Source organism: Paenibacillus pedocola (genome assembly GCF_031599675.1).
In the GTDB taxonomy this organism is placed as follows: Bacteria; Bacillota; Bacilli; order Paenibacillales; family Paenibacillaceae; genus Paenibacillus_AQ; species Paenibacillus_AQ pedocola.
In genome coordinates this window covers 5277392-5300868 of sequence record NZ_CP134223.1, presented here as the reverse complement: position 1 = coordinate 5300868, position 23477 = coordinate 5277392, and the positions used below count along the sequence as shown (strand labels likewise).

Below are 23477 nucleotides of genomic sequence, written 5' to 3'. Positions count from 1 at the left end.
TGTGTACGATAGCAGCAAATGATGCTGTTTACTCAGAACCGATAAACTGGGTCTCCGGCATGCCTTTCAGATCGCTCAGGAACTGCCGCATGGCGGAATTGACGTATTTGCCTGATTTGGTAATGACCCCGACAGGATGCGTGACCTCGAGCTCGATAATCGGAACGATTTTGAGTGTGCCGCTCCGGACTTCAGCCGTAACGGACTGCTTGGAGATTACCGCTGCGCCAAGATCCAGCTCGACCATCCGCTTGACCTCCTCACTGCTCGTCAGCTCCATGATAACCTGCGGCTGAATGCCGTGCTTAGCGAGTACCTCATCGACAAATTTGCGGCCGACGGTGTCCGGCGACAGCAGAATGAGCGGTGTTTTGCCGAGGGCTTCAATGCCTGCAGATTTGACTTGGGCCAGCGGATGCCTAGGTGATACTACCAGTTCAAAGGTGTCGTAATAAAGGACCGAGGTAGTCATACCCGGACTTTGCCCGATCAGATAACCGATGCCGACATCCACCAGGCCGTTCTCCACATGCTGATAAATCTGCGATGAGGACATCGATGAAATCGAAGTTTTGATATGCGGGAACTGGTCCTGGAAATAAGACAGGATGCGCGGCAGAATCTGAATAGCAATGGAGGTTGTTGTACCGAGAATAATATGCCCCTGGGGATTCTCCTCCAAATCGGCCAGACGCTGCTTCAATTCCTCCACAATACTTACAATCTGCTCCGCATGCGTAAGGAACACTTTGCCTCTGTCGGTTAAGGTAACCGGCTGATTCCGGTCAACGAGCTGCGTTTTGAACTCTTCCTCGAGGCTTTTGATTTGTGCCGAAACTGCCGGCTGGGTCAGATTAAGCAGTTCGCCCGCCTTGCGAAAGCTCATGGTTTTGGAGATCGTGATCAGTGTCTCCAGCTGGCTAATGTTCATGGACTTGCCCCCTTTGGCCTACCGAATCGTGTCGCTGGTTATTTGTATAATGTGAAAACCGGGCGTTTTCACAGGATGGCTAAGCTGACTTTTACTCAGGAAAATAAGACTTTTTTCTTGTTTTCTTCTTATTCGGAGCAGGGCTGACACCCGGGATGTGCAGGGTTTCAGGGCATGCTTTGCCGGAATAATCAGGTGTATCTTACGCGGAATGTTGGTATTTGATTAAATTATAGGAGATTACAACCTGCAGGGCAATGTCACCACAAAAACTATCTTGAGAATTCATTCGACAAGAGCATTAATTTTTGGTGAATAATGCCGATATATGAAGTATAATAAAACATTATTACTTGGGACTTTTGGTATATGACTAAAGCCTGGTAGAGGGGGACAGCACTTTCATGAAAGCAGAAGTAATTAATCCGTTTCTAGAGTCTGCACGAATTGTAATTGAGCAGGTGATTCAAGTCTCGCCATCCACCGGTAATCTGGGAATTAAGGATATTGAACTGATCGATAATCATATATGGATTCAAGTGGGAATGACGGGTCAGTTAAGCGGAGATATCGTCTTTGGAATCGCTGAGCAGGTGGCACTCAAGATCGTATCGGCAATGATGGGCGGCTATCCGATTGCAGAGATGGATGAAATGGGGCAGAGCGCGATTTCAGAGCTGGGCAATATGATCAGCGGCAACGCCAGTACGATTCTGTCCAATCAGGGAGTATCCGTGGATATTACCCCGCCGAAGCTGATGAAGCTCGAAAGCATGTCGGTATTTCCGCGCAGAGCACTGAGCATCCCGCTTCTGATGGAAGGGATCGGGGAACTGGATATTCAAGTGATGATTTCTTAGGGTGATCATTAGGAGCTGATGGATATTCATGCAACTTAAAGACAAAATTGTGGTTATTACAGGGGCTTCGAGCGGGATTGGTGCAATCACGGCGCAGATGCTCAGCAAGCGGGGGGCTGTTCCCATTTTGCTGGCCCGTTCGGAAGATAAGCTGAAAGAAACGGCGGCCGGTATTCCGGGCGTTTTTGGACTGTATACCTGCGATGTTACAAATGAAGCCGAGGTTGAGCGGGTGTTCGCTGAAATTCTTGACGTTTACGGCAGAATCGATATCCTGCTGAACAACGCCGGTTACGGCAAATTTGCCGGATTTACCGAGATGGAGCCTCAGGAATTTGCTGATATGATGGACGTCAACTATATGGGGATCGTCCGCTGCACCAAAGCCGTTGTTCCGCATATGCTTCAGCGGGGGAGCGGGCAGATTGTGAACGTGGCCTCCATGGCCGGCAAAATAGGCACAGCCCGGGCGGTTGCCTATACGGCTACCAAACATGCGGTACTGGGCTTTACGAATGCCCTGCGCCAGGAGCTTCGCAAGAGCGGCATTATCGTATCTGCTGTCAATCCGGGACCGATTGCCACCGATTTCTTCAAGACGGCGGATCCTTCCGGCAACTACGAGAAAAGTGTAGCCAGAATGATGATGGCTCCGCAGCATGTCTCCGCCAAGATCGTGAAGCTGATGGAGAAGGGCAAAGAAGAAGTGGATCTTCCGGGGCTTGCTGCTTTCGGTATCCGTCTGTACGCCTTATTCCCCCGCCTGGCGGATAAGCTGACTTATAACGCAATGAACCGTAAATAGATGTGCAGGGAAGAAGAGGCCCGTTGTTATCCGGCGGATCATCCTCTTTTCTGCGGGCTGAGCTAAGCTGATATCAGCCCTTCTCTAACGATACGGCCTTCCATTTGGTGGAGAGGCCTTTTTGGCATATAATGATGATATTAACTCAAGCGAAAAGGATGAAATACAATTATGACTAACGCATCTTTTGCGGCCATCGGCATCCAGGAAGACCTTGTTGCCAGATTGTCGGAATTCGGCATTACCGCCCCATCCCCTGTTCAGGAGCAGACGATCCCGCTTCTGCTGGAGGGAAGGGATGTGCTGGCCGCTTCCCAGACAGGAACAGGCAAGACTTTGGCATACCTGCTGCCGCTGCTTCAAGGGATTAATCCGGAGCAGAGAGTGGTGCAGAAGCTGGTGCTGGCCCCAACCCAGGAACTAGCGATGCAAATTCTCCGCGAGGCGGAGCGGTACGGAGATCACCGCGGCATTAAGGTGATGGGACTGATCGGCGGTGCTGCGATTAAACGCCAGATCGACAAGCTGCGTGAACACCCGCAGCTTGTCGTCGGCACTCCGGGCCGCATCCGGGAGCTGATTGGCCTGCGCAAGCTGAAAATGCACGAAGTCACCACGATTGTCATCGATGAGGCTGACCAGATGTTTCAGCTTAGCGGAGCCGGCGAGGTAGCCAAGATCGTCAGCAGCGCGCTGCGCACACGCCAGCTCATCATGCTGTCGGCAACCATCGGGCCGGAAACCAAAGCATTGGCTGCCCGGGAAATGAAAAACCCGGCCGAAGTCGGGATTGATCCGGGGGTTATGACCGCGCAATCGCTGGAACATCATTACGTGGTGGCCGAGGAACGGAACAAGATGGATATGCTGCGCCGCGTCATCCGCCATTACAACCCGGAACGGGCGATTGTGTTCGTTAACGCCACAGAGGACATAGCCGAAGTGCAGGCGAAGCTGAACCATCTCGGACTGAGCGCAGCGGCGCTCTACGGTGATGCCGACAAGGTTACGCGCAGTAATGTGCTGGCTAAGTTCAGGAGCGGGAAGTTTCGGGTGCTGGTAGCCAGCGATGTAGCAGCCCGGGGTCTGGATATTGAGAATCTGACACTTGTGGTCAGCTACGACCCGGCATTTGATTCCGAGCACTATGTGCACCGGGCCGGACGTACGGGACGCATGGGCAAGCGCGGCGTGTCGGTTACGATTGTTACCGAGCAGCAGACCTTCATCATGCGCAAGTTTGCCCGTGAGCTGGACATCCAGCTGGAAGAGCGGGCGATGTCCGCCGGCAAGGCGCGGCCGGCGGATGAAGTCCGCAGACCTGCAGGCAGCAGCCGGGGAAGCGGGGGAACAGATGCACCGCGCCGGGAAAGTGCTGCACCGGGTAGCAGCAAGCTGGTGCGGACGGCAGCTGTGCAGCCGGATGCTGCAGGTGCCAGACCGGCGGCAGCACGTCAGGGACTGGCAGGCAGCCCAAGTGCCGGTGGAGAAGTACGGCGTGAGCCGCATCATGGTGCAGGCCAAGCCGCAGGCGGACGCAGCCCGGCCGGTCCTGCGGGCAAAGCACGCAGCAGTAGCGAGCGTGAGAAGAACCGTAAGAATAAGGGAGCTCCGAAATGGCTCAAGGACAAAACCCCGAGAGGTGACGGTCAATGAATACTGCCCCCGTACTGCAAATTACGGGCTTAAGCGGAGGATATAGTCTCAACAAGCCGGTGCTTCATGATATCGGCCTTCAGGTTCAGCCCGGTGAAATGGTTGGACTGATCGGGCTCAATGGAGCAGGCAAAAGTACGACCATGAAGCATATTCTGGGGCTGATGTCGCCCCACAAAGGTGAAATTACCGTACAGGGCAAGACCCGAAGCAGCGACCCGGAAGGGTACCACAGTGCGCTGACGTTCGTGCCGGAATCGCCTCTGCTGTATGAGGAAATGACGGTCCGGGAGCATGTAGAATTTACGGCCAGGGCTTATGGCGTGGATCGCAGTGACTATGAATCACGCACCGGGCAGCTGGCGGCACTGTTCAATATGGAGGACAAGATGGATACATTGTCCTCCCACTTGTCCAAGGGCATGAAGCAGAAGGTAATGATTATGTGTGCCTTCGTGGCACGGCCGGCGCTCTATGTTATTGATGAGCCTTTTTTGGGGCTTGATCCGCTCGGTATCCGTTCCCTGCTCGATTTCATGCTGGATCTGAAAAAATCCGGGGCTTCCATCCTGCTTAGCTCTCATATTCTTTCTACCATCGAGAATTACTGCGACCGCTTCATTGTGCTGCACCGCGGCAAGGTCATTGCCCAGGGTACGCTTGCGGAAATGACAGAAGCTGCTGGACTGCGCGGCCTTAACCTGGAGCAGCTGTTCTACGAACTGGTGCAGGGAGGGAAATGATATGGATTTGAAAGAGCTGCGCCGGCAGCGGCGCAGCCGGTTCATGGGAAGCATGCTCCCGTATGTGGGTTATGTCATTAAGAGCGGTGTAGCGATGCTGCTGCTGCTGGTGCTGATCGTCTTCTCCGCCTGGTACACCGCACTGCTCCGCGATACCCCGGCAGATCTGCCGATCCGCTGGATTATGCTGATTCTGCTGCTATCTGCAACAGTGCACAGCAGCTTCCGGACCTATCTGCAGAGCCCGGATACGGTCTTTCTGCTCCCGCAGGGCCACCGGATGAGAGAGTACTTCGCTCCGGCCTGGGTGAGCGGGAATGTGTGGAAAATTCTGCGGATGGCTTTTATCCTCATTACACTCTGGCCTTTGTACATACGTACGGACGATTCGCCGAAGCAGCTGCTGCTTACAGCCGTGGTGCTGATTGCTGTGAAGCTGCTGTCGAGCTACGGGCTATGGCGGGAAATCGCGATGCTCTCACGTCCTGCTTCGGCCGGGCTTAGACTGCTGCGCTGGTCGGCCCTCGGGCTGATGATCGCAGCATGGCTGTGGCAGCCGGCGCTGCAGGCATTAATCTTTATCGTTATTCTGGCGGCAGCTTATCTGGCAGCGCTAAGCGTTCCGAATCGTCATGGCGTTCCCTGGGAGCGGCTGATCGCTACAGAGCGGAATCAGGGGACAAGAGCCCTGATGATGCTCGGCTGGTTCGTGGATGTTCCGGGGCGTGAGCAGCGGGTCTATGGCCGGCGCTATCTGTCCCGCTGGGGTAGCGGCATCGCCTGGCGCCGGGACAGCGCATACCGCTTTCTGCTGACTAAGAGCTTTGCCAGGGGCGATATCTTCGGCATTGTCATGCGGATGGCTGTGCTGGCGCTGCTCCTGGTCTGGTGGAACCGTGCGAGCTATGCCGGCAGCGGCATCTATTTGCTCTTCCTGTTCCTTACCGGTATCCAGCTGTCGGCGCTGCGCAAGCTGCACAGTGAATCGTTCTGGCTGACCGTGTATCCGCTGCCTCCCGGCAGCAAAGGGGACAACACTACACAATTTATTTTTCGTACCCAGTTGGTACTGGTACTGGTACTGGGATGGCCTTTTCTGTTTACTTTGGGAGAACGTCCGCTGCCGGCAATCGGCAGCTTACTGGCCGGTGCACTGCTGGCTTATTTCTTCAAGGTCTACATGAAGCGCAAAGCAGAGGATCCGGACGACGATTTATAACAGCAGGAGGCCTTGAGTAAAGCCGCAGCTTTACTCAAGGCCTCTTTGCTGTATATCAAGAAGTTTCACATACCCTCATTAGCTTCCGCCTGATAGGGAATGGCGTGTAACACGGGAGAGGGGAGAGAGCCGGGGGCTCCCTCCCGGGATCACCATTCCCGGTTAGACAAAGAGTGAACGGCTGATGATAACCAGCAGGATAAAGAGAACAAGAATTGCACCAGTGCTTGTAAATCCAGGGTATCCGTATCCGCCTCTTACTTCTTCGCTCATGTTCATTCCCCTTTCGAATGTGTTGTTGTACTTGTGTACATCGTATTGTATGTGCCGGGGGAAGAACGTGTATAGGCCAATGCCGTGAGAGCCGTCAAAAAAACAGCTCCGGGATAACCGGAGCTGTTCGCAGTACTCAAATTCGTTATTCGGCTTTTTCCAAGTCACGTACGCCTGCATATACCAGATCAAACAGATCCTCAAGCTGTTCTTCTTCTATACAGGAGAAGGCCACGCGCAGATCGGTCTCGCCCAGGGCAATGGTACCCAGGCCGTAATTATGGATCAGATGGAGCCGCAGGTCTTCCGCGTTCACGGTGTGCAGCTTCAGGCACATGAAATAGCCGGAGTTGAACGGATAATAGGTCCACACTTCATCGCCGTATTTACCGCTGTCCAGCAGCGCCTTCACTTTGTTGGCACGGCCTTTCATAATTTGGAACTTTTCTTCCTTCTGCTCCAGGAACTGTGGTGATTTCAAGGCATCCAGCACAAACGTCTGCGACGGGTGCGCCCCGCTGGAAATCGTAGCACGGATAATGCCCAGCGTCTTCTGCTCGAGAGCAGCCAAGAGATCCTTGTCCTCGGAAGCATAAGTAATGAAGCCGACACGGAAGCCCCATACGAATTCTTCTTTGGTAGCTCCGTCAATCTTGATGGCAAGCACGCGCGGATGCAGATTGGCCAGACGCCCGAATAGGGATTCCTTGAGTGAGTTTTCGAAAAAGAGGCCGAAATAGGCATCATCGCTGACGACGACGACATTAATGCCCTCCTCAGCCGCGCGGAGAATGGCGGCAACAATGGCTTCCCCTTCTTCAAGGCCAGGCGTATAACCGGTAGGATTATTAGGGAAGTTCAGCAGTACGATGGCTTTGCCGCGGTCCTTCTGGGCCAGCAGCGCATCCAGCAAGCCTTCGCTGTTGAACTTCATATCTTCAGTAAAGAGCGGATAATTGACGATTTCGCTGAGACGGCGGATGCCGAAGGTCAGCTCGTAATTCTCCCAGTTCTTATCCGGATAGATGATCGCATCGCCTTCTTCTGCGAACAGGTCGGCAACAATACTAAGCCCGTGTGTCAGGGCATTGGTTACGATAGGGTTGCTGAAGGATTTGCCTTCCAGCGACGGATTCTCGCGCAGCATCTTTTCCCGCCATACGGTGCGCAGCTCCGGTTTGCCGGCAGGTGGAGCATAGCCGTACAGGTCTTTGGGGCTGTAAGCGGACAGCTTATCCTGAATGACGGCAAGGTGCATAGGCATGCCCTTCTCCGTCGCGATACCGATGGTTGCATTATATTTCTTGGCATGAGCCGTCGCTTCGGCGGATTGGCTCAGGATGCCCTCTTTCGGGAAATAGATTGCTTTGCCAAGACCCGAGAGCATATCGTACACATGTTCATTGCCTGCCTTGATGCTTTCGTTCAATTGTCCAGCCAGTGGATTCATCAGTTTCATCCTTCCGGTATTCTTCTGGGATATACGTTAACATTGCCTAACATTATATCACCGCGGTTTGCTGTCGTCACTTAAGAAAGCCGCATTTTATGAATACTTTTCGAAAAATTTCCGAGGAATCGACCACCTTAACTGTGATGTGGGCAATATTTTTTCATCATTTCCAGCGTTTCAGCATCGCGCTCCCCATTCCGCTCGGCAAGCCCCCTGGTGACCCCCGCCCGTTCATCCTCCTTCAGATTCTGGCCGAATTTAAATTTGGCCGTTAATTCTTCAGGCACGATCCGCACGACGGCAACCCCCTTCAACCGTGAACGGTACCTCGGGTCATCGGCAACAATTGGCGCATAGCCGCCCTGCGGCTGAAGCTTTTGCATGAAAAGCGACAATACAGCAGCCTTCTCCGCACTATCTTCAACGATTTCGGCTTGCCCGTAGGCGGTTACGCTTTTGAAGTAAGCGGTGGCAGGGCAGGCCAGCTCGGGGTCGCTGAAGTAGGAGGGAATGAGTGCATATTCATCCGCTACTGTGAAGCAGACCTGCTGCTGCTGCCGGATGCTCTCCATTTTGCCGCCGGCATGGCTGCCGTGGAAATAAAAATTGCCCTGATCGTAGACAAAGTTCAGCGGGGTTACCCTGGGAGCCCCTTGTTCGTCACTGGTTCCCAGAAAGCCAAAGCTCATCCCCTGCAAAAATTCCCTGATTTCCTCTTCCTGCTCAATCTTAAACTCTTTTCTGCGCATCCTGTTCATCCTCTCTCTTAATGTGAAGCGTGTGCTCCATGGAATTTTATTTAGCATAGAGGAGGAATTGACAATGAAAAAGTACCGGTTTACATTAATTTTAATGGTCCACTTTTGAAATGAGGGAAAAACATGAATTTTACGCTGCCGTATGACCAGTATCTGGACATGTACCGCTACAAATATCTGGCGTTATATCATGCGCTCCGTGCAGCGATTCTTGACGGGACCCTCCCGGGAGGGGCCCGGCTGCCTTCCACAAGGAAGCTGGCCGAGCTGTATCTGCTATCACGCGGGTCGGCCTCGCAGGTATACGATATGCTGCTGGCAGACGGATATATCAAGACGGAGCGGGGGCGCGGCACGTTTGTTTCGGGTGACGGCTTCTTTACCGGAACGGGAGGAAGCAGCGGAGCTGGAGGCAGTAAGCCGGAAACCGGTGAACCGCGTGCAGCGGGCAATGGTTCCGGTAATCTTCTTAATGTATCACCAGAACATGAGGAAGAAGCTGCTGGCGGGGGAAACAGCGGGAGTGGAGCCGGTGTAAACAGGACATCCCGCCCGGCATCTTCGGCCGCAGCGCCAATTATGCTCACGGCCTGGGGGGAACGTCTGATGGAGCGGAAGCTCTCTGTCTATGAACGGGCCGGAGCAGACTTCATCAGCTTCCGCAGCAGCGGAATGCAGATGGAGCACTTTCCGTATGCCGAATGGCGGAGCGCACTCAACTATGCGGGAGGCAAACAAGGCGGACTGCTGGAGAGCTATTGTCCTCCCCAGGGTGATGAAGGCCTGCGGCGGGCGATTGCCGCCCATTTGCGGATGACCCGGGGAATCCGCACCGATGCGGGGCAGATCGTGCTGTTCAGCGGCTCGATGCAGGGCATTGTTATTCTGACTCAGCTTCTGCTGGAGCAGGGGAGCAGTGCTGTAGTCGAAGATCCCGGATTTCACGGCATCCGGAGGGCGGTGGAGATTGGCGGCGGCAGGCTGCTGCCGGGCCGGGTGGACGAGGCCGGACTTGTCCCGGAGGACTGGGAGGCACGGCTGCTGTTCGTCACACCGAGCCGCCAGTTCCCCACCGGCGCGGTGCTGCCGCTGGACCGGCGCCGCAGCCTGCTGGAATGGGCACGGCGGCACCAGGCGGTCATCATCGAGGATGATTATGACAGCGAGTTCCGCTGGGGCGGCCGGCCCATTGAACCGCTCAAAGCGCTTGACCGGGAGGAGCGGGTTGTCTATGTCGGCTCCTTCACGAGCAGCATGTTCTTCGGGCTGCGGCTCGGCTACGCCGTGCTGCCGTCTTCGCTGGCAGAGCCGGTCACTGCGGCCAAAGCGTTGTATGAGCCGCTCCCGGCGGGCCAGCTGGAACAGCGGGCCTTGGCGCGGTTCATGGGCACCGGCGGGTACAGCCGTCACCTGCGGCGCATGACGCGCATCTATGGCGAGCGCGCACGGATCTTTCGCGCCTTGCTGGCCGCGCGGCTCGGGACGATCTTCCAGGCGCTGCCGGGCGATGCAGGCCTGCATATCTATGCGCGCTGGCTGCGCACAGATGCGGAGTTCGCCGCCTTCCGGGCGGCGGCACGGCGGCACGGCACGGACTTCCGTGACGCAGCGCTGTACCGGATCAGGCCGGGGAGCGCAGCGGCCTGCTTTTCTTTTGCCCACCTCGATGCTGCAGCGCTGGAAGAGGGCATAAACCGCCTGCTGTTAGCCTGGAACGATGTGCAAAATGGAACGTGACAAGGTATTATGTATTGTAAGGAAAATGTATGCTTACGAAGACAGTTTTGTTCACGAAGTAATTCCATAGAAGATGATGCTGAACAAAACTTTTAGGAGGGAATATTATGCTGCATGCATCGCCGTCCTCTTTTGTAATTCTGCCGGCCCTGGCAAAGATTGTCTGCGAACCGGGCTGGAGATGGCAGAAAAGAGAGAAGCCGCTGCAAAATTATGATTTATTTTATGTCTGGAGCGGGGAAGGTACGGTTGTACGCAGCGGTGTGCCTTTTCAGGTGGGCAAGGGAAGCTGCTTCCTGTTCCGGCCGGGTGATTCTACTTATGCGACACATAATCCGCAAAAGCCGCTGGTGATTACATACATTCACTTTGATGTTGCCGAAGAGGTGACCGAGATCCCCCAGCCATACCGTGAGCTGTCAGAGACGGTGGAATTCGAGCATCTGCTTGCCCGTTATGTGCGCTTATTTCTGGTCAAAACCTTCGCCGCCGAGGAGGAGGGGCAGCTGATTCTGAAGCAGCTGATGATCCATCTGCTGCGTGAGGATCGGATGATGCCGGTGGAGCGCCATGTAAGCAACCATCTCACTGAAATTATCCATGAGGTAGCCAATTATGTCAGCCAGCATCCGGGTGCTGCACACCGGGTGGAGGACCTGGCAGCCCGGGCGGGATTGTCTCCGCGTTACTTCTCGATTAAATTTAAGGAGATTACCGGCTCCTCGGTCCAGTCGTATGTGATCCGTGCCCGGATTGAACGGGCCCAGCATCTGCTGCTGTACGCCGGAATGAATGTCACCGAGGTGGCAGATGCGCTGGGCTACCGTGATATTTTCTTTTTCAGCCGCCAATTCAAGCAGCACACGGGGAAAAGCCCGTCCGAAATCCGCTGACCTTTGCCCCCGTCCTCCCTCTTCCGGCTGCTTTGTTTCAGCTTTTTACTCCAGGGGTAAATACGTTGCAACCTGGTTTACAGAGCATTTACATACAGCCTGGAAGGGGAGAACACAGGTATGACAAGAGGACGCCGGATTTCAAACAATGCTCTCAAGTGCGGGAGCGCCGGATTATGCCGGAACCGCTGGAGACGCTTGAAGCAGAATAGCGGCATGACCACAGACCAGTGGTTCTAAAGTAAGCAGACTAAGACGCAAGGATACAGCGATAGATGTAAGAGAACCGGGGCCGGTAGGCATCCGGTTTTTTTAGAATTTATGTGTAGACGGGCCGTCCTCTCAGCTTCAGGCGTATCCGCATGGACCTGCCGGGGTATAAGGATAAAGAGGATGAGCGGCCCGAGATGACATATACTTAAGCGGAGCAGAAGAAACTGAAATCAAAGGTTAGAGGTGAGAGGATATGTACGAAGTTGTGTTGATCCGGCATGGAGAGAGTGAATACAACCGTCAGAATCTGTTTACAGGCTGGAGTGATCCCGATCTGACGGAAAAAGGGGTTCAGGAAGCCAAAGCCGCCGGCAAGCTGCTAAAGGAGGCGGGCTACTCCTTCGATCTGGCCTTTGCATCGGTGCTGAAGCGTTCGATCAAGACGCTGAACTATGTGCTGGAGGAGATGGACCTCCTATGGATTCCTGTACAGAAATCCTGGAAGCTGAACGAGCGCCATTACGGGGCGCTGCAGGGTCTCAGCAAAAGCGAAACCGCCGTTAAATACGGGGAGGAGCAGCTGCACATCTGGCGGCGCAGCCTGTCGGTCCGACCACCACTGCTGGAGCCGGATGACCCGCGCTATGCCAGAAACGATATCCGCTACAAGGAGGTCCGTCCCGGTGATATTCCGCGCGGGGAGAGCCTGGAGGATACGGTCGCCCGTGTCGGCGATTTCTGGGGTAAACGGATTGTGCCGCTGATCCGCAAGAAGGAGCGGGTGCTGATCTCGGCGCACGGAAATACGCTGCGGGCGCTGATCAAGTTCATGGAGGATTTGGATGAGCCAACGCTGCTGGAGCTGAACGTTCCCACCGGCGTACCGCTTGTTTATAAGCTGGATGATGATGTGAAGCCGATCAGCCGCTTTTATCTCGGGGTCCCTGAAGAGGTGCAGGAGAAAGCCCGTGAGGTGGCGAACCCGAGCAAGGTGACGGAATAAGCCCCAGTAGTGAATGAGTATATGTATAATAATCAAAGCCCCGTCCAAGGGATTGCCTGCGCTCCCTTGGACGGGGCTTTGAAGTATGTCTTGGCGGTTTAACCAGGGCGCCGCAGTGTCCCCAGCAGTTCCCCCATCTTAACCTTGGTCTCGCTCGTTAGTCCGGGCTGCGGAGTAAAGGTGCCGTTCTCAAGCAGCAGCACCACCGTAGAGCCGAACTCGAAATAAGCGAGGTCCTCTCCGATCTGCCACTGGTCCGCTTCAGCATCCGAATAATGGATGCTGCTGACATTCATCGCACCAACCTTCACAACGGCGGCTTCACCGTTGGCTCCGGCAATATAAGTAATGAGCCGTTCATTGCGGCTCAGCACACTCTTCATATGTCTCATGCCGAATTCGTTGACGGGATAGGCCCGGCCTCGGATATAGTCACTCTCAATCTTCCGTCCGGTAAGCGGCGCGTGAATCCGGTGATAATCCGTCGGGCTTAAGTACAATACGAAGAAGAAGCCCTTTTTGTACAGCTCCATATGCGGAGAGTGGTTAAGCAATTCTTCCAGCAGGTAATCCTGCCCTTTCACATTCATGATTGTTCCCGAATGAATCTCACCCATGGCGGTAATCAGAGCGTCTACCGGACTGGCAACCACATCAGCCCCATCCGCTACCAAGCGCATTCCAGGCTTCAGCCGGCGGCTGAAAAATTCATTTAGCGTGTGGTATTCCCCGGACGGCTTCTCCGCTTCGGCGGCAGGAATATGATAAGTCCGAATAAATACCGGGATCAAAAAACGGCTGAGTCTGCTATGGGAGAAAGCTCCCATTAACCGGGAAAGCCATCGGTGTGAGGACAGCTCGGTCATCAGCCGCAGCAATTGTTTAACCATGATTATCTCCCTTCCATCATGCAGAGTAACGGTTCCGCTTCCGGGACCGTTACCGCTCTGCATTATATTGACATAGAATAAGAGACAAATCAATAACGGATATACCTTGCGGGATCTTCAATCAGGAAACGGGCATAGCCCATCGGCCTGCGGTAGCTGTCTTTCCAGGTTCCGCTAAGTCCGGCTTTCTGGAATCCATAGCGCTGGTCGCGCCCGTTGCATTCGATGAAATACAGACGCTGGTCCCTGGTGATTCCGATATCCAGTCCGATATCGGCAAGGCCGGGCAGGTTTTTCTCCAGCTGGTGAGCGATGGAGAGACTAAGGGATATGACGGACATGCGGATGCGTGCAGCTGCACTACCGGTGAATACCTCATTCAGAACAGCTGAGGTGCTTAACGCTTCGCCGCCTCTGGCAATGTTCGAGACAAAGCCGCCGGGTGCCGCAAGTTTGGCGAACATGCCGGTTACCTGCCACTCTCCTCCCCAGCCGCGTTGCACGGTGACCCGCAGATCAAAGGGCCTGCCGTTGACCTCAGCCAGCGGAATGCGTTCCTGTACCAGATAGGGTACGGATGCGAAGCGTAACCGCAGGGCCCTGGGCAAGGCCTGCGGGTCCACCGTGCTGCTCAGCCAGCGGCGCGAGCCGGAAGGGAGAAAACTCCAGGTCCAGCGTCGTGCACTGATCCGGGACAGGCGCATGACGCCCTTGCCGACACTGCCGCGGCACGGTTTGAGAATGAGGTCTGAATAGCGGTTCATCATTTCCTTCAGCCCGGACATTCCGGTCCTTGAGTCAGGCAAAAAGCACTGCAGTGCTTCATTCTGCTCCAGCAGCCCGTGAATCTGATCTTTTCCGTAGCGGTTACATGTATTAAATATCAGGAGGCCCTGCCCCAGCAGCCGGTCAATCCCGGTGCTGCCCTGGCTGTAGATCGCCCTGTTATGAATCACGCCCGGTGTCGGGATGACGGTTTTGACGTATCCCTGACTTCCCTTCACGTAAGCAATGCTGAATCCTGATTCCGGATTGATGTCGGAGAGCTGCAGAAAGCAGGGGATCATTCCGTAGGCGGCGGCAGCCTCCTCATAGCTTTCCAGCGACTCCTGTCCCGTTTTTAACCGGGGAACGCCCCGGTGCATAGCGGCATTTAGCAGTATTCCCACGAGCTTTTGCCCCATGTTCGTTCCTCCCGTTATCTTCTGTAATTACGGCGGTTCCCCTTCTTTAGCATTGTATGTTTGTACGGGGCCTCGGGGGATGGACGAATGCGCGGCGGCAGATGCCCTTTTTTGAAGCAGGATCTTACGGGTGTAAAGAATGGCAGGCATGCTGTAAAAGGGTGTCATCCGCCTACCTTACTGCATATGATGCCTAGGAGAAACAATCGATGGAAGGAGGAGACTGCTTGTGAAGAGCTCCAGAAAGAACCGGCATACCAGCTCCAAAAAACGACTCTATTATGTAGATAATCCCAATTTAACAGAACTGAGCATGCTGCGAAGCGGTCCAAAGGTACAGGAGGGGGAACCGTCAGCTGAAGGCGCGGATACGGTGGCGGAGGTCAGTACACCAGACCAGACCCTGCAGGTAAGCGGCGTAGGCACGGCGGAGCTTCCGGCACAGCCGGCCGCCCTTGAAACGAATCAGCTGCTGAAGCCGGCAGTGGAAGAAGCGCTTGAGATTGAGGCGGTTCCTCCATTAAAGGTGCCGGCGGCGCCGCTTGTGACGGAGAAGGAACGACTGCAGAAGGTGTACACTGATGATATATCGGAAGCCGCAGTGACCGGCCCGAAAATCGCTCCCCGGACGATTGACGGGTCTAAGCTGAAATTCGGCATTATCGGCACGCCATGGCTGCAGGATTATGCAGTACAGAGTATTAACATCGCGGATAAGGCGATTACCTCGTCCAAACTGGCCCCCGAGTCGGTGTCGGGCGAGCATTTGGCCGAAGGAAGTGTCAGCGGAGGCAAGCTGCTGGATTATTCGATCGGCGGCGAGAAGCTGAAAAACGGAAGTATCGGGCCGGAAAAGCTGGCTGACCGCACGATCGGAGGAGAGCAGATCGCGGACCGCTCGATCTCCGGCCGCCATTTGAGCGAGCTGCTGATCACCTCCGAGCTGCTGGAGGACGGTGCCGTTAGCGGCGAGAAAATTCTAAGCAGCAGCATTGTCAGCCGCCACCTGGCAAATGGCATTATAGACCGCTCCAAGCTGGCGGATGAAGCGGTATCCGGTGACAAAATTGCCGATGGCGAAATTACCGGCGCCAAGCTGGCTGAGGGCAGCATCAGCAGCCGCCATCTGAAGGAAGGGGCTGTGACCGCGAAGCATCTGGCCCCCGGTGCGATCGGGCGGGAGCAACTGGCCAGCAAGCTGATTGGCAAAGAGCAGCTGGGCTCCGCCGTGATCGAGAGCGGGCATCTGGCCGATGGTTCGGTCGGCTCACGGCAGCTCGGAGAGAAGGCTGTACGCAGCCAGCACCTGAGTCCCGAGAGCGTAAACGGGACCCATATCGGCGACGGGGAAATCAAGGCGAATCATCTGGCTGACCGGAGTATTTCGTTTGTGAAGCTGGCGGAAGGGGCTGTGGGGACGGCGCAGATTGTCGAGCAGGCGGTGACCTCCTCCAAAATCGCCGACCAAAGCATCCTGACGCATAAGCTGGCCGATGAAGCGGTGACGACCCGCCATCTGGCGAAGTCGGCAGTCCGCAGTCCGCAGATTGCCATGCAGGCGATTACCTCCGCTCACATCCAGCGTGAAGCGGTGGATCAGTCCCACTTAAGCACTGAATCCGTAGGTTCAGAACAGCTGCAGGCGGGTGCGGTGCTGAATACCCACCTGGCTTCCGGTGCGGTAACCGGCAAACAGCTGGCGCATGAGTCCGTCACGGCAGACCATCTCCTCCCGCATAGTGTAACTACTGCCAAATTAACAGACGGGGCGGTTACCGGTGCGAAGCTGGCTCCCGGTTCCGTAAGCAGCCATACCATTGTCCGGGAAGCCGTGAGCGGGGAGCATATCGCTTTCTGTGCGGTCGAGGAAAAACATCTGGCGGATGCCAGCGTCAGCGGCCGGGTGCTGCAAGGTGCGGTAGTAGATACCGAACATCTGGCTCCGGGTGCCGTTGAGCGCAAACATCTCGCCGAGAACAGTGTCAGCAGCACAGCTCTGCAGGCCGGAGCGGTGACCGGCGACAAGCTGGCTTCAGGGGCAGTGAAGGAAGTTCACCTGGCTGCAGGGGCGGTGCAGCCGCATCACCTGGCAGATCATGCTGTGACTTCATTGAAAATATCGCCGGAAAGCATCTCGACCGATAAGCTCAGCGATTTGTCCGTTACGTCCATCAAGCTGGCTGATGGCAGTGTGAGTTCTCCCAAGCTGGCGCCTGCTGCGGTGACCGCCGAGCACTTAGCGCCGGGAGCAGTCGTTCCTGCCTCTATCAGCGATACAGCAGTGCAGGGAAGACATCTGGCGCCGGGAAGCGTCGGCGGGGCACATATCCGCCCGATGTCAATCGGTAACGGGCATATCCTCCCTAGTTCAGTCTCTTCTATACAAGTGCAGGACGGCAGTATTGTCAGCTCCAAGCTGGCAGATGAAGCTGTAACCTCCCGCCACCTGTCCCCTGGCAACATTGACGGCAGTCATCTGGCGGAAGCCGCAGTGGAGGGCCGGCATATCGGCGAAGGCGAGATTACGCTGGCCCATCTGGCCGAAGAAGTTCTCAGCGCGGACATTCTGCCGGACGGCAGCATCGGTGCAGTTAAGCTGGCAGACAGCTCCGTTGGCTCTTCCCAGCTGGCTCCCGGCAGTGTATATGGAGGCCACATTACACCGGAAGCGGTGGATAGCCGCCATATCCGGAGCGGCAGCATTACCTTGAAGCATCTGTCCAAGGAGACTCTGACCTCCGAGCTGCTGCCTGACGGCAGTGTCGGCGGCGCCAAGCTGGCAGACGCTTCTATAGGCTCCCGCCACCTGTCCTCCGGCAGCATTGACGGCAGCCATCTGGCGGAAGCTGCAGTGGAGAGCCGGCACATCGGCGAAGGCGAGATTACGCTGGCCCATCTGGCCGAAGATGTTCTCAGTGCGGACATTCTGCCGGACGGCAGCATTGATGCAGCTAAGCTGGCAGACGGCTCCGTTGGCTCCTCCCAGCTGGCTCCCGGCAGTGTATATGGAGGCCACATTACACCGGAAGCGGTGGATAGCCGCCATATCCGGAGCGGCAGCATTACGCTGAAGCATCTTTCCGAGGAGACACTGACTTCCGAGCTGCTGCCGGACGGCAGTGTCGGCGGCGCCAAGCTGGCAGATGAAGCCATAACCTCCCGCCACCTGTCTCCCGGCAGCATTGACGGCAGACATCTGGCGGAAGCCGCAGTGGAGAGCCGGCATATCGGCGAAGGCGAGATTACGCTAGCCCATCTGGCCGAAGAAGTCCGCAGCACGGACATTCTGCCGGACGGCAGCATCCGTGCAGATAAGCTGTCAGACGGCTCTGTCGGTTCTTCCCAGCTGGCTCCCGGCAGTGTTTATGCAGGCCATATTACACCGGAAGCGGTGGATGGCCGCCATATCCGGAGCGGCAGCATTACCTTGAGGCATCTGTCCGAGGAGGCACTGACTTCTGAGCTGCTGCCTGACGGCAGTGTCGGCGGCGCCAAACTGGCTGATGCTGCTATAGCCTCCCGCCATTTGTCGGCTGGAAGTATTGACGGCAGCCATCTGGCGGAAGCTGCAGTGGAGAGCCGGCACATCGGTGAAGGCGAGATTACGCTGGCCCATCTGGCGGAAGAAGTCCGCAGCGCAGAGATTCTGCCGGACGGCAGCATCGGTGCAGATAAGCTGTCAGACGGCTCTGTCGGCTCACGGAAGCTGGCAGCCGGGAGCGTATATGGAGGCCACTTGGCTCCGGAGGCCGTGGACAGCCGCCATATCCGGGGCGGCAGTATTACTTTGAGGCATCTGTCCGAGGAGGCACTGACTTCTGAGCTGCTGCCTGACGGCAGTGTCGGCGGCGCCAAACTGGCTGATGCTGCTATAGCCTCCCGCCATTTGTCGGCTGGAAGTATTGACGGCAGCCATCTGGCGGAAGCCGCAGTGGAGAGCCGGCATATCGGTGAAGGCGAGATTACGCTGGCCCATCTGGCGGAAGAAGTCCGCAGCTCGGACATTTTGCCGGACGGCAGCATCGGTGCAGATAAGCTGGCAGACGGCTCTGTCGGCTCCTCCCAGCTGGCAGCCGGGAGCGTATATGGAGGCCACTTGGCTCCGGAGGCCGTGGATAGCCGCCATATCCGGGGCGGCAGTATTACCTTGAGGCATCTGTCCGAGGAGGCACTGACTTCTGAGCTGCTGCCTGACGGCAGTGTCGGCGGCGCCAAACTGGCTGATGCTGCTATAGCCTCCCGCCATTTGTCGGCTGGAAGTATTGACGGCAGCCATCTGGCGGAAGCTGCAGTGGAGAGCCGGCATATCGGTGAAGGCGAGATTACGCTGGCCCATCTGGCGGAAGAAGTCCGCAGCTCGGACATTCTGCCGGACGGCAGCATCGGTGCAGATAAGCTGGCAGACGGCTCTGTCGGCTCCTCCCAGCTGGCAGCCGGGAGCGTATACGGAGACCACTTGGCTCCGGAGGCCGTGGATAGCCGCCATATCCGGAACAGCAGTATTACCTTGAGGCATCTTTCCGAGGAGGCACTGACCTCCGAGCTGCTGCCTGACGGCAGTGTCGGCGGCGCCAAACTGGCTGATGCTGCTATAGCCTCCCGCCATTTGTCGGCTGGAAGTATTGACGGCAGCCATCTGGCGGAAGCCGCAGTGGAGAGCCGGCATATCGGTGAAGGCGAGATTACGCTGGCCCATCTGGCGGAAGAAGTCCGCAGCTCGGACATTCTGCCGGACGGCAGCATCGGTGCAGATAAGCTGGCAGACGGCTCTGTCGGCTCACGGAAGCTGGCAGCCGGGAGCGTATATGGAGGTCACTTGGCTCCGGAAGCCGTGGATAGCCGCCATATCCGGAACAGCAGCATTACCTTGAAGCATCTGTCCAAGGAGGTGCTGACTTCTGAGCTGCTGCCTGATGGCAGCATAACCTCGAAGAAGCTGGCAGAAGGCTCTATCGGCTCCTTCCAGCTGGCCCCCGGCAGTATATATGGAGGCCACTTAGCATCAGAGGCGGTGGATAGCCGCCATATCCGGAGCGGCAGCATTACCTTGAAGCATTTGTCCGAGGAAACGCTGACCTCGGAGCTGCTGCCTGATGGCAGTATCGGCTCTGCGAAACTGGCAGAGGGCGCTGTCGGTTCTTTCCAGCTGGCTCCGGGCAGTGTATATGGAGGCCACCTGGCAGCCGATGCGGTGGGAAGCAGGCACATCCAGAGTGGCAGCATAACGGCAGATCATCTCGCTGAAGGGGCAGTGAAATCTGAGATGCTGTCCGACGGCAGCATCGGTTCTGAGAAGCTTGCGGCCGGAGCAGTGCATTCACACCATCTGCAGCAGGAAAGTGTCTGCAGTGAGCATCTGGCCGACGGGATTCTGGAAGAGCGGCATTTGCTTCCGGAAATCATTAAACTGACGCATCTGGCAGAAGAAGTCCGCAGTGCAGAGCTGCTCCCTGACGGCAGTATTACCGGTGCCAAACTGGCTTCCGGCAGTATTGGGGAGGAGCATTTGGCTGAGGATGCCGTTGGCACCTCCGCGCTTCAGGACGAAGCGGTGGACGCTTCTAAACTGGCTTCCTTTGCAATTCAATCCCGGCACCTGGAAGAAGAGAGTGTGCAGAGCTATCATATCGCATCCGGCGCAGTTAACGGAGACCATCTGGCCCGCGGCGCAGTTAGTGCGGAGCATCTATCCTTCAGTCCGGTACAGAGTGCCGGAAACCGGGAGGTGCTGCAGCAGTTTGGAATGACAGCATTCATGTTCAACGGCAATGCAGAAAGCGTGGAAGTTACTGTGCCCTTCGATGAAGCCTTTGGCCATACCGGTTATGTGCTCGTGGCGATGACGAATCAGCCGTTCTTCCATGTTTCACTGAAGAGCAGAGCCAGCGGGGAAGCAGTTGTAGTTGTAGACCGTTTGCGCGAAACTCCGCATTTCTACGGCGTGTTGTCGTGGATTGCTCTTGGCGCCCCGCTGGCTAGACCGGCGGCAGATCATCAGGCCTTCGATTAAATAGAGGAAGAACGGAATAGAAGGGGGAAAAGCGCAGCCGGTGGCTGCGCTTTTTTGATAAGAATTTATATGTCATCGAAGCTGAGGCCCCACTTTGTGGGGTTATTTTGTGGACTTTGGGCAATAACGCTGTTCTTAAGAGCTCGCAGAACTATAGTGCTTTAAAGAAAACTTCCAAACGCCGACCGAAACTGCGAAAATGGACCAGCTGAGTATAAGGAACAAGGTGTACTCCGTAAAGTGAATTGTTTTCACCACTGTTTTTGAGGCAACGGTTAAGGCTAATCCATACGGCAATACATAGCTGAGTATAAACCGGATAAAGCCTTTATAAATATCTACCGGCCGGGTGGAAAAGTAACACAGAATTCCGTGTATGGAGTCTACAAAGTCTGCTTTTACCAGCCAAAACGATGAGCATGTAAGGATAAAATAGACGGAGTATTGAATCATTAAAGCGTGAAAGATGGAAACAATGTAGAGTACAGCTCTTCCATAGGTTAACTCCATCCCCCCCTGGATAAGCGAAAATGTAATCAGTATCATACCTGTCAGTACGCTTATCAATGAACCTGGATCTGCATTTCTGAGACTGATCAGAAACTGGGAGTTTACCGGCTTGGTTAAATAATAATCCAGTGCCCCGCTCCTAATCATGCCCGGAATCGCTAAAAGGTTGAAAAATGGGCCAAACGTCCACAGCGAATCGATAATATTAAAAGTGCCGATATAGAAAAACATTTCGTATTTTGTCCAGCCGGCCAGTGTATCTACATTCGAGAAAACAAGATGCATAAAGATTAGCTGTACAGAAAAAAATGCCGCATTCGTAACGAACACTAATCCAAAATTAATTTTGTATGCCGCCATTTTCATCAGACTCTGCCCGATAAATATCCGGTATAATCTCACGTATCTCATATCCGCCTCACGCGCCTGTTCCCGTATATTTTTTTAGGCCCAATCTCCAAATGATTCTTATCAAGCCGTATAGCACAAGAATCCACAACAGCTGTATCCCAAGACCCCGGTATAATTCCGCCGCTGACAATCCTTTCGTAATCATAACGGCCGGAAAATACGTGCAATACATAAAGGGAAGCACTGAAAATGCGTTAAGCAAGGGTCCCGGGAACAGATCTAACGGAAACACTCTGCCTGAGGCCAGATCAAGAAGAATATCTTTTAGAAGGAATAAGGAGGCCACCTCTGTCATCCAAAACACAAACAAACTGATCAGGATATTGATCAAAAAGCTCAAGATCAGAGAGCATAGTACCACCACCGGGAGTAACCAGAATTGCGCCGCAGGAATTTCCGCCTGTAAATCCCCAAAACGAAAAACGATCACCGGTATGAACATCAATAGGGCAATGAGCAGGTTAAGCAGCTTCTGGGATACGGTCTCAGTAAAGCAATACCCGAAATAATTGATGGGCCTGACCAGTAAATTATTTAGAGCTCCGTCTTTGATCTCATGGGCTACCTTATAACCGATACTCCCAACATTGGTGAAGGAAGCGATAATAAACATGAAAATGTAGTAGGTGATGATTGAATTGAAATTGTACCCGTTAATCTCACGGCCTTGAGCATTGTCGAATAACACTTTCCAGAAAGCAATTTCTGCTATGACCCTGAATACATCCATTAATGAGGTGAATATAAAATTTCCTTTATAGGCAAGGGAGGACTGCAGATTAAGTTTCAGTACCTGGACATATTTTTTCATCGTGTACACCCATCCGTTATTTATTGAATAAGCTTTCGAAAATATCATTGATAGGCTGCTCTCCGGCCGTCATATCACTTAAAGATCCATCGTAAATGATGTTCCCGTGTGAGATAGCAATAATGCGATTACACAGCTCTTCTATATCCTCCAGATAATGACTGGTCAAAATGACCGTAACCTTCTTTTCAGTATTGATATACTTTAAAAACTCCCTGATCCTGCGTCTGGATGAAACGTCCAGCCCAATCGTAGGCTCATCTAAAAATAATACTTTTGGGCCATGCAGGAGAGCGCCAATGAGTTCGAATTTCATTCGTTCACCTAAAGACAGATTTCTTAAAGGCGTATTAAGGATAGATTGTACCTCTAATAGCTCCGTTAATTCCTGAAGCGTACGCGTATAATCCGGCTCCGTGATTTCGTAAATCTCTTTAATCAACTGAAATGAATCTATGGCCGGAAGGTCCCACCACAGTTGATTTTTTTGCCCCATTGTGATCGAAAAGTTCTTTTTAAAGCCATGCTCTAACCGATGCGGGATATATCCCATTACGTTAATCGCACCTTCTGTAGGATGGATGATTCCTGACAGCATTTTGATGGTTGTCGTTTTTCCTGCACCATTAGGGCCGATGAAACCAATAAACTCCCCCTCTTGGATTGAGAAGTTAATGTGATCGACAGCAACCTTGTTCTCAAATTGCCGAAAGAATAAATTTTTAATACCGGCTAACAATCCGGGCTCCTTTTTTGTGATTTTGTATACCTTCGAAACGTCATTCACTGAAATGATTTCATTCACGATGATTTCACCCCTTTGTATTATGTAGTTTTGACCTTGTTATAAGAAGTTGACTTGGTATTCTTTCCGGCTTCCCATCCTAATTATTATGTGGAGGCCGGCGGCTCCAAGCATTGGCTTATATCTCTAGCGTAAATGAACCCACTGGAAAAATATAGACTTATAATAATTATTTTGGTATGATGTTGAATAAGGTCTTGAAAAAAATGTACATACAAACCACCGATCATTCATTGATCCGTGGTTTTTTTTGTTTGTCTAGAAAGCTCCGGAAAATTAGGGGTTCATCTGCAGCCGGGAGGGATGGCATTT

General features: G+C 54.3%; 18 protein-coding genes. 9 read left to right on the top strand and 9 right to left on the bottom strand.

Features of this window, described 5'->3' with window-relative positions; translation table 11 throughout:
• Positions 1–28: 28 nt before the first annotated feature.
• Positions 29–931 carry a LysR family transcriptional regulator gene (locus QU597_RS23450; protein ID WP_054942874.1) on the bottom strand — a complete coding sequence of 301 codons (903 nt, stop codon included), beginning with the start codon at positions 929–931 and terminating at the stop codon, positions 29–31.
• Positions 932–1335: 404 nt separating this feature from the next.
• Here QU597_RS23450 and QU597_RS23445 point away from each other — a divergent pair, with 404 nt between their 5' ends.
• From QU597_RS23445 to QU597_RS23425, 5 genes are all read left to right on the top strand, one after another.
• Positions 1336–1791, top strand: a complete 456-nt coding sequence (locus tag QU597_RS23445) for a chemotaxis protein CheX (RefSeq protein WP_054942873.1) — start codon at positions 1336–1338, stop codon at positions 1789–1791.
• A gap of 28 nt (positions 1792–1819) precedes the next feature.
• Positions 1820–2596: an SDR family NAD(P)-dependent oxidoreductase gene (locus QU597_RS23440; RefSeq protein WP_310830056.1), complete on the top strand. Its 777-nt coding sequence runs from the start codon at positions 1820–1822 to the stop codon at positions 2594–2596.
• A 171-nt stretch (positions 2597–2767) separates the two neighbouring features.
• Positions 2768–4252 carry a DEAD/DEAH box helicase gene (locus QU597_RS23435; RefSeq protein ID WP_310830055.1) on the top strand — a complete coding sequence of 495 codons (1485 nt, stop codon included), beginning with the start codon at positions 2768–2770 and terminating at the stop codon, positions 4250–4252.
• Positions 4249–4995 carry an ABC transporter ATP-binding protein gene (locus QU597_RS23430; RefSeq protein ID WP_310830054.1) on the top strand — a complete coding sequence of 249 codons (747 nt, stop codon included), beginning with the start codon at positions 4249–4251 and terminating at the stop codon, positions 4993–4995. The genes QU597_RS23435 and QU597_RS23430 overlap by 4 nt, the downstream gene beginning before the upstream one ends.
• 1 nt (position 4996) lies before the next feature.
• Positions 4997–6214, top strand: coding sequence for an ABC transporter permease (locus tag QU597_RS23425; protein ID WP_310830053.1), 1218 nt, complete (start codon positions 4997–4999; stop codon positions 6212–6214).
• 162 nt (positions 6215–6376) lie between these two features.
• Here the strand turns inward: QU597_RS23425 and QU597_RS23420 are convergent, their stop codons facing one another.
• The 3 genes from QU597_RS23420 to QU597_RS23410 all read right to left on the bottom strand — a co-directional run bounded on the left by QU597_RS23420 (position 6377) and on the right by QU597_RS23410 (position 8689).
• Positions 6377–6487 carry a hypothetical protein gene (locus QU597_RS23420; protein WP_020429695.1) on the bottom strand — a complete coding sequence of 37 codons (111 nt, stop codon included), beginning with the start codon at positions 6485–6487 and terminating at the stop codon, positions 6377–6379.
• 145 nt (positions 6488–6632) lie between these two features.
• Entirely contained in the window at positions 6633–7937 is a 1305-nt protein-coding gene (locus tag QU597_RS23415; RefSeq protein ID WP_310830052.1) for an aminotransferase class I/II-fold pyridoxal phosphate-dependent enzyme, read from the bottom strand.
• A gap of 137 nt (positions 7938–8074) precedes the next feature.
• Entirely contained in the window at positions 8075–8689 is a 615-nt protein-coding gene (locus QU597_RS23410) for a pyridoxamine 5'-phosphate oxidase family protein (protein WP_310830051.1), read from the bottom strand.
• A gap of 132 nt (positions 8690–8821) precedes the next feature.
• Between QU597_RS23410 and QU597_RS23405 the strand changes: the two genes are divergently transcribed.
• From QU597_RS23405 to gpmA, 3 genes are all read left to right on the top strand, one after another.
• Complete coding sequence (locus QU597_RS23405; protein ID WP_310830050.1) at positions 8822–10435, top strand: aminotransferase-like domain-containing protein; 1614 nt, start codon at positions 8822–8824, stop codon at positions 10433–10435.
• A 107-nt stretch (positions 10436–10542) separates the two neighbouring features.
• Positions 10543–11328 carry a helix-turn-helix domain-containing protein gene (locus QU597_RS23400; RefSeq protein WP_310830049.1) on the top strand — a complete coding sequence of 262 codons (786 nt, stop codon included), beginning with the start codon at positions 10543–10545 and terminating at the stop codon, positions 11326–11328.
• Positions 11329–11794: 466 nt separating this feature from the next.
• Positions 11795–12544, top strand: a complete 750-nt coding sequence (gpmA, locus tag QU597_RS23395) for a 2,3-diphosphoglycerate-dependent phosphoglycerate mutase (RefSeq protein WP_310830048.1) — start codon at positions 11795–11797, stop codon at positions 12542–12544.
• 98 nt (positions 12545–12642) lie between these two features.
• Here the strand turns inward: gpmA and asd are convergent, their stop codons facing one another.
• Entirely contained in the window at positions 12643–13434 is a 792-nt protein-coding gene (asd, locus tag QU597_RS23390; protein ID WP_310830047.1) for an archaetidylserine decarboxylase, read from the bottom strand.
• Positions 13435–13523: 89 nt separating this feature from the next.
• Positions 13524–14618 (bottom strand): YheC/YheD family endospore coat-associated protein, encoded by a 1095-nt coding sequence (locus tag QU597_RS23385; protein WP_310830046.1) that lies wholly within the window; start codon positions 14616–14618, stop codon positions 13524–13526.
• A gap of 229 nt (positions 14619–14847) precedes the next feature.
• Between QU597_RS23385 and QU597_RS23380 the strand changes: the two genes are divergently transcribed.
• A complete protein-coding gene (locus QU597_RS23380) occupies positions 14848–20628 on the top strand; it encodes a WIAG-tail domain (protein WP_310830045.1) in 5781 nt (1926 codons plus the stop codon).
• 135 nt (positions 20629–20763) lie between these two features.
• Here the strand turns inward: QU597_RS23380 and QU597_RS23375 are convergent, their stop codons facing one another.
• From QU597_RS23375 to QU597_RS23365, 3 genes are read right to left on the bottom strand one after another with little or no spacing between them, the layout of a single operon-like run.
• Positions 20764–21504, bottom strand: a complete 741-nt coding sequence (locus QU597_RS23375; protein ID WP_310830044.1) for an ABC transporter permease — start codon at positions 21502–21504, stop codon at positions 20764–20766.
• A 52-nt stretch (positions 21505–21556) separates the two neighbouring features.
• Positions 21557–22360, bottom strand: coding sequence for an ABC transporter permease (locus QU597_RS23370; protein ID WP_310830043.1), 804 nt, complete (start codon positions 22358–22360; stop codon positions 21557–21559).
• Positions 22361–22376: 16 nt separating this feature from the next.
• Positions 22377–23165, bottom strand: a complete 789-nt coding sequence (locus tag QU597_RS23365) for an ABC transporter ATP-binding protein (RefSeq protein ID WP_310830042.1) — start codon at positions 23163–23165, stop codon at positions 22377–22379.
• Between the last annotated feature and the right edge of the window lie 312 nt (positions 23166–23477).

Coding starts and splice junctions, on each gene's coding strand:
- QU597_RS23385 (WP_310830046.1), bottom strand. CDS start 14,618: ATGGGGCAAAAGCTCGTGGGAATACTGCTAAATGCCGCTATGCACCGG.
- QU597_RS23415 (WP_310830052.1), bottom strand. CDS start 7,937: ATGAATCCACTGGCTGGACAATTGAACGAAAGCATCAAGGCAGGCAAT.
- QU597_RS23420 (WP_020429695.1), bottom strand. CDS start 6,487: ATGAGCGAAGAAGTAAGAGGCGGATACGGATACCCTGGATTTACAAGC.
- QU597_RS23435 (WP_310830055.1), top strand. CDS start 2,768: ATGACTAACGCATCTTTTGCGGCCATCGGCATCCAGGAAGACCTTGTT.
- asd (WP_310830047.1), bottom strand. CDS start 13,434: ATGGTTAAACAATTGCTGCGGCTGATGACCGAGCTGTCCTCACACCGA.
- QU597_RS23405 (WP_310830050.1), top strand. CDS start 8,822: ATGAATTTTACGCTGCCGTATGACCAGTATCTGGACATGTACCGCTAC.
- QU597_RS23450 (WP_054942874.1), bottom strand. CDS start 931: ATGAACATTAGCCAGCTGGAGACACTGATCACGATCTCCAAAACCATG.
- QU597_RS23370 (WP_310830043.1), bottom strand. CDS start 22,360: ATGAAAAAATATGTCCAGGTACTGAAACTTAATCTGCAGTCCTCCCTT.
- QU597_RS23410 (WP_310830051.1), bottom strand. CDS start 8,689: ATGCGCAGAAAAGAGTTTAAGATTGAGCAGGAAGAGGAAATCAGGGAA.
- QU597_RS23445 (WP_054942873.1), top strand. CDS start 1,336: ATGAAAGCAGAAGTAATTAATCCGTTTCTAGAGTCTGCACGAATTGTA.
- QU597_RS23400 (WP_310830049.1), top strand. CDS start 10,543: ATGCTGCATGCATCGCCGTCCTCTTTTGTAATTCTGCCGGCCCTGGCA.
- QU597_RS23430 (WP_310830054.1), top strand. CDS start 4,249: ATGAATACTGCCCCCGTACTGCAAATTACGGGCTTAAGCGGAGGATAT.
- QU597_RS23425 (WP_310830053.1), top strand. CDS start 4,997: ATGGATTTGAAAGAGCTGCGCCGGCAGCGGCGCAGCCGGTTCATGGGA.
- QU597_RS23440 (WP_310830056.1), top strand. CDS start 1,820: ATGCAACTTAAAGACAAAATTGTGGTTATTACAGGGGCTTCGAGCGGG.
- gpmA (WP_310830048.1), top strand. CDS start 11,795: ATGTACGAAGTTGTGTTGATCCGGCATGGAGAGAGTGAATACAACCGT.
- QU597_RS23375 (WP_310830044.1), bottom strand. CDS start 21,504: ATGAAAATGGCGGCATACAAAATTAATTTTGGATTAGTGTTCGTTACG.